Source organism: Vibrio sp. CAU 1672, from assembly GCF_029223195.1.
Taxonomy (GTDB): domain Bacteria; phylum Pseudomonadota; class Gammaproteobacteria; order Enterobacterales; family Vibrionaceae; genus Vibrio.
Genome location: NZ_JARHUF010000012.1, coordinates 76013 through 92116 on the forward strand (window position 1 = coordinate 76013; position 16104 = coordinate 92116).

Here is a 16104-nt window from a genome sequence, read left to right on the forward strand (position 1 = left end):
TACTGCCTGAAGTGACTCGCCTTTTTCTTGACCGGCTTACAATAAAAAGCTGTCATCAATGGCAACAAAACTGTCCGCCGCATCGATCAGGGTCTGCGAGGTTAAGCGCGGCACTCCATACACCACGACTTTTTTACCAAAACGCTGCTGGATACGCTCAACCAGTAAACTGAAATCCCCATCACCGGACACCAGAATCACCGTATCGACTTCTGCCGCGATCTCTATCGCATCCAACGTGATCCCCACATCCCAGTCCCCCTTGGCACTGCCATCCCTGCGCTGAATAAAGGGTTTAAGCATCACTTCAAAACCAATTCCCCGTAGAATGTGGTGAAACTGGCGCTGCTTGGGATCATTACTGGCGATCGCATAAGCGCGGGCACTGATAACCTGCTTATCCTGCGTTGCCACATACCAGAAATGGTTATAGTCAAAATTACTGCGATACGCTTCGCGACAGGTGTAGTAAACATTTTGTACATCGACCAGAACGGCGACTTTTTCTTGTTCGGTGAAAGACATTCACAGGTACTCGTTAACAATTTTGCCTGCAACCCTATGCCAGTTTGACCAAAAGCACAATGAGCGATTTACACTAAAATATACGTATAAGGTGAATGTGTAGACTTTTAGGAGCAAACCATGAACGGAAAGTTGCTGTTGTTGCTGTGCTGCTTCTTTTCTTCTGCGGTTCTCGGTTATCCGGCACATTCAAAGTACTGGCCGCACCGAAGTGTGTTGTATTTCGCACCTGCCAACGACGAACACGTTAAGCAATTTCTACTTGAGACCCTGATAAACGAATGTGAACTGACCGAACGTGACATTGTCACGCTAATCATTACAGAAGATGGCTTCACCAAGCCTGACTGGCTCAAACAAGAGTTTGACACTCGCATCCTGGCCAGGATATACCGGGTTGAAAAAGGCGAACATACTGCTATTTTGCTTGGTAAGGATGGCAGAGAAAAATACCGTTGGGGAGCCGAAACGGACTGGAGTTTCATCAAGGACTTAATCGACCAAATGCCGCTACGTAAACAGGAAATGCAGAGGCAGCCAAGCCCCTGCAAGATTTGAGCAGCCGCCATTTACTCCGTAGGTATCAGTTAAACCAGGCCAGCTTGTTATGCAGCTGTGTCACACTGCCTACCACAATAAGCGCCGGGCTGACGGCCTGCTGTGCCAACACAGACAGTTCGTGCAGTGGGCCCTGAAATACCCGTTGTCCAGGCCGGGTACCATTTTCAATGATCGCACACGGCATCTGGGGAGAAAGCCCGTGGGTGATCAACTGATCCATGATACACCCACTTTGTTTCAGCCCCATATAGAAGACCAGGGTATTGTTTGACTGCGCCAGTGCATGCCATTCAATGTCCCGGCCATCCGGCTTAACATGGCCGGTAATGAACTGCACGCTCTGGGCGTGGTCTCGGTGAGTTAGCGGGATCCCGGCATAAGCTGTAGCCCCGGCGGCGGCCGTAATACCCGGAACCACCTCATACTTAATGCCATGCTCCGCCAGCTCTTCCAGCTCTTCGCCCCCACGGCCAAAAATAAACGAATCTCCCCCTTTCAGGCGTACAACACGTTTACCCTCCTGCGCTTTTTGTACCAGAAGCTGGTTAATTTGCTCTTGCGGCACACAGTGGTAGTCGAGCTGTTTACCAACATAAACCATCTCCGCGTTATCGCTTGCCAGCGCCAAAATAGCTTTAGACACCAAGCGGTCGTACACCACCACTTCTGCAGCCTGAATCACTTTCAGCCCTTTTACCGTGAGCAAATCCGGATCACCCGGTCCAGCACCAACAAGAGAAACAAAGCCGCTGTTTAACGAGGTGTTATTAGTGGTCATAGCAACGCCTATCAATTCAAATTTGGATATAAAGAGTAGCACTCTGAAAACTGCCCGATGAGTGATTACTTTTTATCGCCAAACCAGTTTTTAGCCTCGTACAAGCGGAGGCAAGAATCTGGCCCCTCCCGCTAACAAGAAGGACCAGACAACCGATTATTGAGCGCTCAGTACAGGCTCTGCGCTGACTTCTGTTTCTGAATCCAGAGCCGGTGCTGTTTTAGCGTGAGTCAGATAAAGCGGCACACAGGTAAACAGCAGACCGCCAACAATGTTCCCCAGAATGGTAGGGATAAGGTTGAAGTTCAACCATGTTGCGATACCAAAATCCGCGCCCAGCATCATACCAAGCGGGAACAGGAACATGTTAACTACCGCGTGTTCGAACACCAATGCGAAAAAGATGAAGATTGGTAGCCACATTGCTGTAATTTTTCCTGCAACCGTACGTGCCGTCATGTTACCGATCACACCCAGACACACCATCAGGTTACATAGAATGCCGCGTACGAAACAGGTGATCCAACCGTCTGCGCCGAGGTTTTCAAAGCCCACTGTACGTGCTGTCGCTACCGCAATAAATTTTTGACCAACCGCGTTTGGCTCAACACTGAAGTTCATGGTCAGCGACAATGCAATAAGACCTGCCACCAGAAGAGAACCGATCAGGTTACCCAAGCCGACCAGTCCCCAGCAACGCAAAACGCGGCCCCAAGTGATTCCCGGACGATTATCAAATTTCGCCAGAGGCGCCAGGCCGAACACACCGGTCACCAGATCGTAGCCCATCAGGCTAAGGATACAAAAGCCGACCGGAAACACGAGTGCCCCCACGATACCAATGCCGGTTTGGGTAATGGTGGTGATCGCAACCACGACAGCCAATGACAAAATAATACCGGCCATCATCCCACGCAGGATCAGGTCACGTGTCGAGGTGCGTACTTTTGCTTCGCCAGTGGCGATCATAGTCTGAACGAATTCTGCAGGTTTCAAATAAGACATCATGTCTCTCCAAAAAGTTGAATATAAAAGTGAAATTTGAATAGACAAAGGCTCCCTGCTCCTGTCTTTCTTTCCCTACAAAATCCAGTAGCGAACAGGAAGCCTTTTTACTATTTAAACTTTTATCGCCTTACTAAGCAGACAGTTCCACGATGCCGTTATTCACGCGCGCCTTAAAAGCTTTCACGCTAAATTGTGCATCTTCCATGCAAACGCCGGTGGTAAGGTTAAAGCGCTGCTTTTTCAACGGGCTGGCAACCCAAAGCTCGCCCTGGTGCTCACAGATCAAACCACGTGACAGCACGTTAGACTGAAAGAACGGATCGGTATTGCTGATGGCCAGTACCTGCTCCGCCTCAGTAGGGCGAAACACCGCAACTTGTTCCCCTCCAATCAGGGCACAAACACCCGTGCCCGGAGTAATGTCATTAATGTCACATACTTGTTCAAAAGACATGGTTGCTTTCCCCTTTGTTACTCAGTGACTGCGACATGCAAAATGTCACCCTTAGCTTCTGGATGTTTCTCGGTATAAGTCGCTGGACGGTGTTGCTCACGCTCGGCCACGAACTTGACATTGTCATCGCGCTTATCTGAGTTGATGAAGTGTGCAAAACGAGTCAGTTGTGATTCATCATTGATGGTCGCGGCCCACTCACACTCATATTCATCGACGAGCTTGGCAACATCCGCTTCAAGCTGGTCGTTAATGCCAAGTTTGTCGTTCACAATCACTTCGCGCAGGTAATCGACGCCCCCTTCCATGTTTGCCATCCATACTGAAGTACGTTGCAGTGGCGCGGCGGTGCGAATGTAGAACATCATAAAGCGGTCGATATATTTAATCAGTGTGGCCTTATCCAGATCACTGGCCAGCAAATCAGCGTGACGCGGTTTCATACCACCGTTACCACACACATACATGTTCCAGCCGGCGTCCGTTGCGATGATGCCCAGATCTTTGCCTTGCGCTTCCGCACATTCACGGGTACAGCCCGAAACACCAAACTTCATTTTGTGCGGGGTACGGATACCTTTGTAACGGTTCTCAATAAATGATCCCAGACCAACCGAGTCCTGAACGCCGTAACGACACCAGGTCGAACCTACACACGTCTTCGCCATACGCAGTGCTTTGGCATATGCCTGGCCGGTTTCAAAACCCGCCTCAATCAGCTTGCGCCAGATTTGGGGTAAATCGTCTTTCTGCGCACCGAACAGACCAATGCGCTGTGCCCCGGTCACTTTGGTGTATAAGTTGTATTCTTCAGCGACGGCCGCTAATACACCCAGAGCCTGAGGCGTGACTTCACCACCCGCCATCCGTGGTATAACAGAGTAAGTACCATCTTTTTGGATGTTACCCAGGAAGTTATCGTTGGTGTCATGCAGCTTCACCAGTTGTGGCTTAAGAATATGCTCACCCCAGCAAGAGGCGAGAATAGAACCCACCAGCGGTTTACACACCTCACAGCCGTAACCTTTACCGTATTTCGCTAAAAGTTCGTCAAAGGTTTTGATCTCTTCGATACGGATTAGGTGAAACAGCTCCTGACGAGAGTACGCAAAGTGCTCACAGACATCGTTCTTCACTTCAATGCCTGATTTAGCCAGTTCTGCATTCAGCACTGAAGTCACAAGAGGAATACAACCACCACAGCCAGTGCCTGCACCCGTTACTGCTTTGATGTCGCCCAGCGTGTGGTGGCCGTCAGCCACCGCCTGGGCAATTTTGCCTTTGGTGACATCAAAACATGAACAGATCACCGCGCTCTCAGGCAGAGCGTCCGCACCGAACGCCGGCTTCTCTGCGCCGGCGTGTGCTGGCAGGATCAACGCATCAGGGTGTTCGGGAAGGTCAATTTCATTCAGCATAAGCTGCAGAAGATCACCGTAGTCAGATGTATCACCGACCATTACTGCGCCAAGCAGTTTCTTGTTGTCTTCGGATACGATCAGACGTTTGTACACTTCTTGTTCTTCGTTTTGGTAAACGTAGCTCTTACAACCTTCACTGCGACCGTTTGCATCACCGATAGAGCCTACTTTCACCCCAAGCAACTTCAGTTTAGCGGACATGTCCGCCCCTTCGAATTTACTTTCAGTACTACCAAGTAAGTGATCCACTGCAACGGTCGCCATCTTGTAACCGGGCGCGACAAGGCCGTAGAACATACCATTCCAGGACGCACACTCACCGATAGCATAGATGTTTTCATCTGACGTCTGGCAGTGATCATTAATAGCAACGCCGCCACGAGTACCGACTTCCAGCTCCATCTGGCGCGCCAGTTTGTCCTGAGGGCGGATACCCGCTGAAAATACAATGAAGTCGGTCTCAAGCTCGGTGCCGTCAGAAAAACGCATCACGTTGCGGGCGTTGGTACCTTCTGCTGCAATCTCAAGTGTGTTTTTGCTGGTGTGAACACTGACGCCCATGCGCTCGATTTTCTGGCGCAGTTGATTACCCCCAGCAAGATCCAATTGTTCCGCCATCAGTTTTGGGGCAAATTCCACCACGTGGGTTTCTACCCCCAGCGCTTTCAGTGCGCCGGCGGCTTCAAGACCGAGCAGGCCACCACCAACAACGACACCGACTTTGCTGTTTTTGGCACAGGCTTCAATCGCTTTGAGATCTTCAATGGTGCGGTAAACAAAACAGTCTTTGCTTTCATGGCCTTGAATTGGTGGAACAAACGGGAATGAGCCGGTGGCCAGGATCAGCTTGTCATAGTGAACTTCGCGGCCGGTACTTGAGTAGACCACTCTGTTCTCACGGTTGATGTTAATCGCACGTTCGCCAATCAACATGTTGATAGCGTGTTTCTCATAAAAGCCTTGTTTGACTAGAGAAAGCTCATCGGCCGTGTGGTGAGAAAAGTAAGAGGAGAGGTGTACACGGTCGTAGGCGACACGAGGTTCTTCACAGAAAACGGTGATATCCATCTCAGAGACATCGGTTTTCTCGACTAAGTCTTCGATATAACGGTGCCCGACCATACCGTTACCGATGACGACTAGCTTCAACTTGCTCATTGTAATTCCTAAGGGTTAGGTTCTTATCACTGAGCGCATTGTTAGTTGTGAAAGAAAATTAATACATGATGTAAATCAATTACAAATTCAAACTACCCTAAAGGGGTAGACGCGACTTTTCATGCCCAAAGCACATAAGTTAAAGTAATTTATTAACGGATATTGGAGATTTTAAACAAACCACACTTAGTGCAACATGTAGCACTAAGTAAAAGAAAGCTCTGGTTTGAGCAGTGAAATCGATATTCATATATAAATAACTGATATTTAGTAAAAAAATCAAATATAATGTTTTGATCTTTTACTAGCTAACTGGTTACATAAAGACTAGAATCTGCATTAGTTTATATGGAACTATAACCATATAATTTATACAGTAATAGATACAGAGAGAGCCGTCCCATATTTATGAGGCGGCCTTTTATTTGGGAGTCATATAATGTCTAAAAATAATTCTATCTACATTTCAAGCCTGGATATGAACAGGATCACTGCCTTGCTCGATAAAATGCCAAACATCGCAGCAGAGCTTGTAAAACTAGAAGATGAGTTGGATCGTGCAACGGTTCTTGAACCACAAGAAATGCCTGAGCACGTGGTTACCATGAACTCGACGGTAGTGTTCAAGTTCTCTGGTGAAGAAAAAACCATAACCAAAACGCTGGTGTATCCATCGGAACTGAAGAGCAATGATGATATCTCGATTTTTGCCCCTGTCGGTAGCGCATTAATTGGCCTGTCTGTCGGACAAAAGCTGGATTGGCTATTACCCAACAATCAATTAAAAACAATTGAAATTGTTGACATTACCTATCAACCTGAGCGTAGTGGTGCACTAAACCGCTAATCTCAGGAGTCCCGGTGCAAAGACCGGATTAACGACTTTGCACCAGGAGCGCCAGCTTTCATCTTTCTTTTCGCCCTTGCCCAATTGAATTTACCTAAACTGTGTAAACTCATGTTCAGCCATGATTAACTCCATACATACTCCCCTTTACCTATTCCCCCTTTACCCCTCGGTTCTCAAAAAACACTCAGACTGATACGCGGTGTCTACTGGTAAATCCCTGATTCTTCTACTACTGTGAAAATAAGCCATTTCGTTATGTGATATCAGCAGAAGGATCTCCGGTATGCAGACTCATCAACCCAGTATCGCTGTTTTGATCCCGTGCTATAACGAAGAAGGTGCCATCGGCAAAACGGTACATTCATTTCAGCACGCCCTGCCCACCGCAACTATTTACGTTTATGACAATAATTCGACTGACAACACCATTGAAGAAGCACGCGCGGCCGGTGCTCTGGTATTCAAAGAGAAGCGCCAGGGAAAAGGTGAAGTCGTACGACGTATGTTCGCTGATATTGAAGCCGATATCTACGTTCTGACGGATGGTGACGAGACTTACGATGCCAATGCCGCACCGAAACTGATAGCCACCCTCTGCGACGAGAACCTCGACATGGTGGTCGGTACACGTAGTTTTGTAGATGAATCGTTCCCGTCCGGGCATATTCTGGGCAATAAAGCGTTTTGCACTTTGATCAACCGCGTGTTCAGCGCCAAGCTTAACGATGTGTTTTCCGGCTACCGGGTGATGAGCCGACGTTTTGTAAAGACATTACCGCTGATGAGTCTGGGGTTTGAAATTGAAACGGAACTGACCGTCCATACCTTGCAATGCCGGATTGCTTATCAGGAGGTACCGACTAAGTACAAACCGAGACCCGAAGGCACCGAAAGCAAGCTCAACACTTTCTCCGATGGTTTTAAGATCCTGCGCTTTATTGTCTTTCTGATCCGTGACATCAAGCCTCTGATGTTCTTTACCTGCTTATCTCTGGTATTCGGCGCTTTGAGCCTGATTCTCGGTATCCCCGTGATCAGCGAGTTTATGGCAACCGGTCTGGTTCCTCGCTTCCCCACCGCGATACTGGCGAGTGTTATCGGCTTGATCGCATTTATGTGTTTATTTGCCGGCATTATTTTAGACAATGTCAGCCGTGGACGGCTGGAAATGAAACAGCTTCGTTTTCTTGCTTTAAATAACAACATCTCTCCTCGCGCACAGCCAGATTATGACCAGCAAAGCCAGAGCCGCTCGGTGGGATAGTTTCATTCGCGGGCTAATGTGTATTGGTGCAATCGTACTGATCGGCCATCACGCTCGTTTCTATCTTCCCGTGTCCATCCAGTTAGACCCGTTTCCTCCCGCCAGAATTGCGCATGCTGGTGGCCGAATCAACAGCATTGACTACTCAAACTCATACCAGGCACTCAATGACAACTACCAACGTGGTTTTCGTTATTTTGAAATCGACCTGATGTACACCAGCGACCAGCATTTAGTCTGCCTGCACGACTGGGAGCAGAGCTTCGGTGCATTGTCAGGCACTCAAGTCAACGACGCCATATCGCTGGAGGAGTTTGAGCTCTCCTTTATCAATACCCGACTCACGCCATGTACTTTGAATGGGCTGATGGAATGGCTCGAAACGCATCCTGATGCGTTCATTGTGACCGATGTAAAAGAAAACAACCTCGCCGCTCTGGCAACCATTGCCCGGCTTTACCCCTCGTTAATTAACCGGATTGTGCCGCAAATCTACACACCCAAGAACTTCGCACAGGTTCGCCGTAGCGGATACGACAAAGTTATTTGGACACTGTATCGTTTCCCTGCATCACAACGCGAAATCCTCTACTGGATGGGAAAATTATCCGGCTCGGTTGCGGTCACGATGCCACAACAACTGGCTAAAGAAGGCCTGGGCTGTAAGCTGAAACAATTTCAGGTGACCACATTTACCCACACCATTAATAGCGAGCCTCTGCTGAAGCTTTTTCAGGAGCAATATGGTATCGATGAGGTTTATACCGACACTCTGGCACCGGCCACCACCGAGGTCATCACTGTTGCTGGAGCCTCAGATAATTCACTATGTTAACTGTCGCATGTTGCTGATCACCATTGATCAGACGTGTTCGGTCACCATCAAGTAAGACGGTGAAATCTTTGCTATTACAGCGTAATGTCACCCTTTCACGGCTGTCTCCCCGGCGGAACACTACACATTGAGGGGGAACCAGATTATCTAATGGCAGTACCCGACCGGTCATTTCACTGACACAAGACTCACCGTGCACGGCTGCGAACACACTGACTAACAGATCCGCCTGTTGAACGGCGACATCAACCTTCTGCTGCCCCCCCTGCCAAACCATAAACGCAGGAACTTTGGATGGTGCCATGAGTTTGTCCTGCTGCTTTTCAGCCTGAGTCAACGGTACCATTGCCCGATGATCGCTCAACACGATGATCATTGTGTCATCAGCGGTGATGCGTTGAATAAACTCAGTGATGATCCGATCACTATACTGAAAAGCCAATGACTCCGACAAAACCACTCCGCTCTCTTGCGGAACCACAAACGGTGGGTGAGTCGTCACATTTTCGATCACCATAAGCTGTTTGTCCGTTGTGGCATTCAGCTCTTGGTAAGCGCGCTCAAACAAGATTTCATCACTCACAGAGTTAAATAAGTATCTTGGTAGTGAATCCGGATAATCAGCGGCGCCAATAATGCGTTGAAAACCCATCGACTCAAGCCATACCCCTTTATTTAAAAAGCCCAGGTCACCCGAGGTCACAAAGCTGGTGTTATACTCAGCATCAGCAAACTGGTGGATAAGAGAAACCGGAGCCTTGATTTGGCTTAAGCTGATACCACCATCTAAACGCATGTTTATTGACCCGGATAATAAGGGCTGACCGGTAAACAGTGCATACAATCCGGTTTCGGTTGTAAAGCCATTCGCATAAAAGTTTGTCAGGGTAATATTTTCTCTGGCGAGAGTATCTAGCTCGGGTGTCCAGTCGCGTCCTTGACCAAAATAAGCACTATGATAGTTCGACCACGATTCAAACAAGATCACTACAATTTTAGTTGGCTGAATGGTCTCAACCGGTTCACAGGTTACTGTCGGCTGATAGCGAAAGGTGTTGATAAACCCCTCACTATAACGATTTAAATGTGTACTTCCTAAATTGGCCTGCACAACATTAATATAGAAAGGATGACGAACCGACTTTGGCGCCCAAAGTATACTGGTTCCCGCTACAATATACAGCAGCGCGAGCAACACAAGACCCGCGTTGGATACCACAATCCTTCGTGCAAATAAGTACAGACCACACAACAATGCCGCTACTGCGATAATGATGATCTGGTTAGTGCTCAACTCACCGAGATAGATATTGATTTGATCATAAAACTTAGGGATATCCTCAAAATACAATCGGGACTGAAAAGTAAACATCAGCACCATATCACCAAAATAGATCACCATCGCGAGTAAGGTGATCACACGACTAATAGCAAACCAGACACGACTCTTTTGCCCCGGGATGGCGAGCATGAGTAAAATCGGCAAGATATACAAGGCATCATAGGCGGCAACACGTAAGTAGCTTTCGCTATCCTCAACATGGAAATCTCGCCAAATCAGCGCCACTTTTAGCGCATAACACACCACTACAAAAAGAATGGGAAACATAAGCACTCACCCCTTTTCTTTTAAGGTTAGTGCATAGAATCTCAGTACTCAAATCTGCAGTACCCACATTAATGAATACTATTTGAAAATCACTATAAACTTATATCAGGATATAATTACTCCCTCATCACCCCTTATAATCTAAGGTTAAAAATTAATTACCCACACTCATCAGCGTAAATTTAAAGCTATATAATACATATATATAACGACAACCATAAAACGATATGCAGCGAACAACAAAAATCAACTCGATAGCAATAATAAACAAGAAATTTAATCACCAACAAATAATAATATTACTTCTAAGTAGATCAACTCAAAAGCCATCATAACCAAGGCAGACAGACAAAAAATTCGAAGCAGTTCTTACCGTGCAAACATATACGCCTATGCCCATATGCGAAGGTGTTAAACGCAAATAACAGACTCGACAGCACACTGACACTCCTCGCACACCTGCGTCAAATATATAACACTGATAATTTATTGACGCCTTATAAGTGTGACTAAATATCCGCAAAGCACGTTACAAACAGACACTGCAAATAAGTTATAGCTAACTCTCATTTAGATATAAAACTCTATATTTTGTTGAATTTCACGTGCTATAACACCACCGACTTTATAAAGCATTCCCCATCATTATGTTTTAATCGAAAAATATTGATCATCTCCTCAAAAATTAGCCCCAAACGCCACTGATAAGTTACACACTAACCATAGCAATATAAAATACCTCCGTAAGAACTTATAACAATATTTAAAGAACCATCATATTAATCAACACAAGAGAATCAGTATGAAGAAAACTCAAATCGCCTTAGCCATTGGCGTAGCGGGGACTTCCCTGCTTTCCGGCTGTGGCGGAGATTCCAGTTCAGATAATAAACTGAGTGCCCAAACCACCTATTCGGTAAAAGCCATTGATGGCTACTTAAGAAACGCGACCGTATGGCTGGATTTAGACAATGACTATCAGTTAGACAGCAATGAACCCCGCGCTATTTCTGGTGTAGGTGGTGTCGCCAATCTGAATGTAGAAGGCATTGATGACCCCGGCAAATATAACGTCGTGGTGCAAGTCACTACCGAATCGGTTGATGAAGACACGATTACCGATGAGATGCCAGAAGGTGAGCCAGTTCCCGTCCCATACGTTATGTCAGCGCCTGCCGGCGCGACCGCCGTCACTCCGTTGACCACCAAAGTCAACCTGGTGCTGGAAAAGAAAAAAGCCGAAGCTCAAACAGATTCAGAAGATGTGCTGTCCGATGAACAGCTGGAAGCACTAAAAGAAGCTGCCGTTCAGGAAGTGGCCGGAGACCTTCTCGACCCAGAGCTCATCATGGGCGACTATGTTGAAGATAAAGCCAACAACTCCAAGGCAGCACGCCTCGCGTACGAAGCAAAGGTACTGGTCGAGTCTAACCAGCTTCCGGAAACACCTTCTGAATTAAACGAAGCGGTTAAGTCCATCGCCGAAAACAAAACCTCCTTCGATCTACTGGAAGCGCTCGAAGCCGTCAGTGAACAGACACAAAAATCAATTGATACTGTGATCAAAAACTCTGCTTCGGACAACGCGGCAGCAAATGTTGATTTCAATGAGTTATCAGTACCTGAATTTGTTACCAGCAAAAGCCAGTTTATGGCTGACGACGATTCAGATGGTATTCCGAACGCACTAGACGCGTTTCCGAACGATGGTAACGAGTGGAAAGACACCGATCGTGACGGCATTGGTAACAATACCGATACTGACGACGATGGCGACGGCATTGCCGATGAGTATGATGCATTTCCGCTCAATGCCAAAGAGTCTGCAGATACCGACCAGGATGGAATTGGTAACAAAGCAGATAAGGATGACGATAACGATGGCGTAAAAGACGCCCTTGATGCTTTCCCGCTCAATCCTAACGAGTCAAGCGACAACGACAAAGACGGTATCGGGGATAATGCTGATAACGACGATGACAATGATGGCATACTCGATGCGGATGACCCGAATCCGTTAAAGAGCCATGAATCTGCTGACTATGATCGCGATGGTATCCCTGATGTGGAAGATAACGACGACGATAACGACGGTGTGGTAGATGAGGAAGACGCCTTCCCGTTTGACAGCGATGAAAGCGTTGATACCGATAAAGACGGCCTGGGCGACAATCAGGACGACGACGACGATAACGATCAGTTCCCTGATGAAAAAGATGCTTTCCCGACTAACCCGGACGAATATCTCGATTCTGACGGTGACGGCATCGGCAACAACGCGGATGAAGACGATGATAATGATGGTGTAACCGACCCACGTGACTACTTCCCGCTTGACCCATCAGAAAGCAAAGACACAGATGGTGACGGTATTGGTGACAATTCCGATCCGGAAGACGACAGCAAAGACTCCGATGATGGAGTTGACGACAACTCAGATCCGGATGACAGCAACAACGACAATGAAGAAGAGACAACCCCAGTAGCACCAACAGCTCTTGAGTTTATTCGCGGATCAGATGTGCTGTATGAACTGCACACGGATGATGAATACGATGAAGCAACCGGTAACCACCAGAAGTTTTTATTCGTCGGTCCGGTTAAGATCCAGGATAACAAAGCCGTCACTCAATCACCGTTGATGGTAAATCCGGACGGCAGCCTGACCACGGTAGAAGAGGAACATGAGGACGTGATCCTGACCGCTTCGGGTTGGGTACAAACCACCAGCTATACGCTCGATGTCACATCCGATACTCCTGTCGCCTACCCGACGAATGCGCCGGAAAGCAAGCTATCACTGGCACTGGAACTACTGGATCTGGAAGGCAAACTCATTTCAGAAGAAACCCTGCCGTTTTGGTCTGACTATTTGACAGACACGGCTCAGTTCCCACCGGGCTCTTACGCTGTGAAATTCACTCCGAAAGCAAGCCAGGACATCTACTCTTTGTGGACCGACTCTGAAGTGCATGTCAGCACTACAGTAGAACCTTACCATGCCCCGGCCACTTCACTTGAACAGCTTATTGCGCCAGCAGCAACCGATACTTCAGCCGGCCAGAGCTATCCAAATCTGGTGTACTTTGGCTGGAATATCGGTGTTGAACTGGTTGAAGGTGGCACAGCTAACTACTATATGACCGGTAATGAGTTGGTTAAAGTGGGTTCTGGTTCCTGGAGCCGTAATGTCATCTCTGGTGAAGACATCATCGAGTTTACCGTTCCTGAAACCGTAATTGCTGAGTTCGGAGATAAATGGGATCAAGATTCCTCAACGCTGATTTGCAGCCTATACGATGATGGCAACGGCAGTTATGTCCGCATGGGTAGTGTAGAACGCGAAGGTACCAGCCTGGATGAATCTCTATACCTGTTTAGTGAAACCGCCAAGCTTGCTTTTCTGGAACAAGTGGCATTTACCGGTGGCAACGACGGTTCTGAACAGGATAACGGCGACAAACCGACGGATGGTACAGATCCTGGTGACTCTTCTGATGGCACCGATTCCGGCGATACCTCAAACGGTGATCATGAAGCAGACCACGATGAAGACCGCAGTGACATCGCCGATGGTGTCGGCATCGTCACCGAAGCAACCAACACTGATATTATACAGTTTGTGGAGAATACCACGGCCTTAAACGAGTTCGACCGCGAAGGTGAAGATGGCGTTGATCTCCTCACTGTCGACCAATTTGTGGTCAACGGTAGCCTCGCCGTCTCTTCCGGATTTAAAGTTATCTTGCCAGACGGCACGCTTGGCAGCAGCGTCGAAGACCATGAGCAAATGGTACTGACTGATGGCGGTTGGGTTACACCGGCTGGCTATACTCTGGATATTTCCGGTAGCAGCGCGATCGCCTATCCTAGCGGCTATTCCGAGCTGGTTTATTCTTTGGGCGTACCGAAGATCATCGATCTGGCCAATGTCACACTGTCCGAGCAGACACTGCCATTCTGGTCTGCGTATAAAACAGGTAGCGCGGTATTCCCGTCAGGTTCCAAAGCGCTCCAGTTCGCCCCTGTTGCAGAGCAGGATATCTACTCACTTTGGACGGATGCAGAAGTTCACGTAAGAGTCGTGGGCGCAACCTCAAGCCCATATCATATTGTTGCGACCACACTGGAAGATCTGAAGTCAGCACAGGCTGCAACAGAACCTTATCAGGCCAAACTGGTTTATATTGGCTGGGACATTGGCGTTGAGCTGGTTGAAGGTGGCGTGGCTAACTTCTACCTGGGTGAACAACTGGTCGATAGCACCAACTGGACTCAGGGAGTCAAGGGCGGCATTGATGTCATCGAGTTTACCGTAACCGATAAGGCCATCAGCGCCTTTGGCGAAAAATGGTCGGATTCTCCGGCAAGCGTATTGCTGGCGGCTCAGAACGGATACGTCATGCGTGGCGCGATCGAAACCGCAAACCAGGCAAATGATTTTGTTGTGACCATGTTCAATGACACGGCTTATCAAACCATCCTTGCTGAAGTTGAGATCCAGTGTGAATTTGCCCCAGGTGAAGGTGGCAGTGTTGAAGACTTTTTCGAGAAAGTCTCGCTCTACCAGGCGTGCTCAAACCACTCACTGCCTGACATCAGCACAGCTTCTCTGGCCGGCAATGCCTTTAGCCACATTAGTGATAAAGGAAATGACTCCAGCACCTTCTTCTTCGAAGATGGTACCTTGCTGAACACGCACGTTTTCTCAGATGAGACTGACCAACAGATGTCCGAGAAAACGGCCGGTAGCTGGGCGATCAAACAGCAAGACGAGTTAAGTTACCTGGAGCTTAACGCGGCAGATGCGCCAGAATCACACACGTTATTAGTACTTCTGAAGCATGAAGGGGAAACCAGCACGTTTGCCACTTACTCACCGGAAAGCTTCGCCGCAGACGGACAATACCGTTCCAGCCGCAGCGACGTTATCTCGTTGAACAGTGCCACCTTCAGCGGCAACCTGACAGAGTGTCTGGATAATGCCGTTAATACCAGCCAGGCTGAGTATGACGCATTAGCCAATGAGTGTCGTGCCGGCTCGAACATCACCACCACCTACAGCGATATGGCTCTGGCAGGCACGAGCTGGGTGTTTGGTCAGTTAGCGGTTCAAACGAACGAAACCGGTAGCCAAACCATCAAAGCTTTTGTGGCCAAAGACGAAATCACCCTGAATGCCGACAACACAGGCTTAGGATTCAGCCTGAACAATCCGGATGAAACGTTTAGCTTTTCCTGGAAAGTTAACGAGGCAGGCCAGTTAATGGTTCAACCTGATGATGAGTTTACAACCGGTACATTTACCATTACCGGTGCAGAAGGCGACTACACTACGCAGTTAGCCTACTGGCAAGAAGGTGACGCTACCGAAGGCAATGTTCACAGCTTTACGCTGCTGAGGAAGTAACGACCTACTGAATCATCGTAACCCTAACCAGCCCTGATGTTCTTCATCAGGGCTTTTTTAATATCCGGCTTTTCGTAAATATACATATAAAATAATTTGCCATTAAACTATTTGCATACAAAAACAAACACTGTAGTTTTTATTCATGGCCGAGACATTCACACAGGAAATAAGCATGAAATTAGTTAATACCACTAACAAGCTAACTCTTGTCGTCACTCGCCCAACTCA

The 16104-nt window shown here is 47.8% G+C and carries 11 protein-coding genes; 5 read left to right on the forward strand and 6 right to left on the reverse strand.

The features are described from left to right. Positions 1 to 36: 36 nt before the first annotated feature. A complete protein-coding gene (locus P2G85_RS12680) occupies positions 37 to 525 on the reverse strand; it encodes an NYN domain-containing protein (RefSeq protein ID WP_275864450.1) in 489 nt (162 codons plus the stop codon). A gap of 120 nt (positions 526 to 645) precedes the next feature. Here P2G85_RS12680 and P2G85_RS12685 point away from each other — a divergent pair, with 120 nt between their 5' ends. Continuing rightward, entirely contained in the window at positions 646 to 1083 is a 438-nt protein-coding gene (locus P2G85_RS12685; RefSeq protein WP_275864451.1) for a DUF4174 domain-containing protein, read from the forward strand. 25 nt (positions 1084 to 1108) lie between these two features. Here P2G85_RS12685 and cobA read toward each other — a convergent pair whose 3' ends face one another. The 4 genes from cobA to nirB form a co-directional block, all read right to left on the reverse strand. Further along, positions 1109 to 1864 (reverse strand): uroporphyrinogen-III C-methyltransferase, encoded by a 756-nt coding sequence (cobA, locus tag P2G85_RS12690; RefSeq protein WP_275864452.1) that lies wholly within the window; start codon positions 1862 to 1864, stop codon positions 1109 to 1111. 156 nt (positions 1865 to 2020) lie between these two features. After that, complete coding sequence (locus tag P2G85_RS12695; RefSeq protein WP_275864453.1) at positions 2021 to 2869, reverse strand: formate/nitrite transporter family protein; 849 nt, start codon at positions 2867 to 2869, stop codon at positions 2021 to 2023. Positions 2870 to 3002: 133 nt separating this feature from the next. Next, on the reverse strand, positions 3003 to 3326 hold the full coding sequence (gene nirD, locus P2G85_RS12700; RefSeq protein ID WP_275864454.1) for a nitrite reductase small subunit NirD: 324 nt from the start codon (positions 3324 to 3326) through the stop codon (positions 3003 to 3005). Positions 3327 to 3343: 17 nt separating this feature from the next. Then, positions 3344 to 5905, reverse strand: a complete 2562-nt coding sequence (nirB, locus tag P2G85_RS12705; protein ID WP_275864455.1) for a nitrite reductase large subunit NirB — start codon at positions 5903 to 5905, stop codon at positions 3344 to 3346. A 439-nt stretch (positions 5906 to 6344) separates the two neighbouring features. On the opposite strand from nirB, the gene rnk reads away from it, so the two are divergent. The 3 genes from rnk (at position 6345) to P2G85_RS12720 (ending at position 8854) form a co-directional block, all read left to right on the forward strand. Continuing rightward, the gene (gene rnk / locus P2G85_RS12710; RefSeq protein ID WP_275864456.1) at positions 6345 to 6752 is read left to right on the forward strand and encodes a nucleoside diphosphate kinase regulator; all 408 of its coding nucleotides are present in this window, start codon (positions 6345 to 6347) and stop codon (positions 6750 to 6752) included. Between the two features lie 286 nt (positions 6753 to 7038). Next, positions 7039 to 8019, forward strand: a complete 981-nt coding sequence (locus tag P2G85_RS12715) for a glycosyltransferase family 2 protein (protein WP_275864457.1) — start codon at positions 7039 to 7041, stop codon at positions 8017 to 8019. Positions 8020 to 8035: 16 nt separating this feature from the next. Further along, on the forward strand, positions 8036 to 8854 hold the full coding sequence (locus P2G85_RS12720) for a hypothetical protein (RefSeq protein ID WP_275864458.1): 819 nt from the start codon (positions 8036 to 8038) through the stop codon (positions 8852 to 8854). Here P2G85_RS12720 and P2G85_RS12725 read toward each other — a convergent pair. Then, positions 8817 to 10463 (reverse strand): LTA synthase family protein, encoded by a 1647-nt coding sequence (locus P2G85_RS12725; protein WP_275864459.1) that lies wholly within the window; start codon positions 10461 to 10463, stop codon positions 8817 to 8819. The genes P2G85_RS12720 and P2G85_RS12725 overlap by 38 nt on opposite strands. Before the next feature lie 802 nt (positions 10464 to 11265). Between P2G85_RS12725 and P2G85_RS12730 the strand changes: the two genes are divergently transcribed. Next, positions 11266 to 15873 (forward strand): thrombospondin type 3 repeat-containing protein, encoded by a 4608-nt coding sequence (locus tag P2G85_RS12730; protein ID WP_275864460.1) that lies wholly within the window; start codon positions 11266 to 11268, stop codon positions 15871 to 15873. Positions 15874 to 16104: the final 231 nt, after the last annotated feature.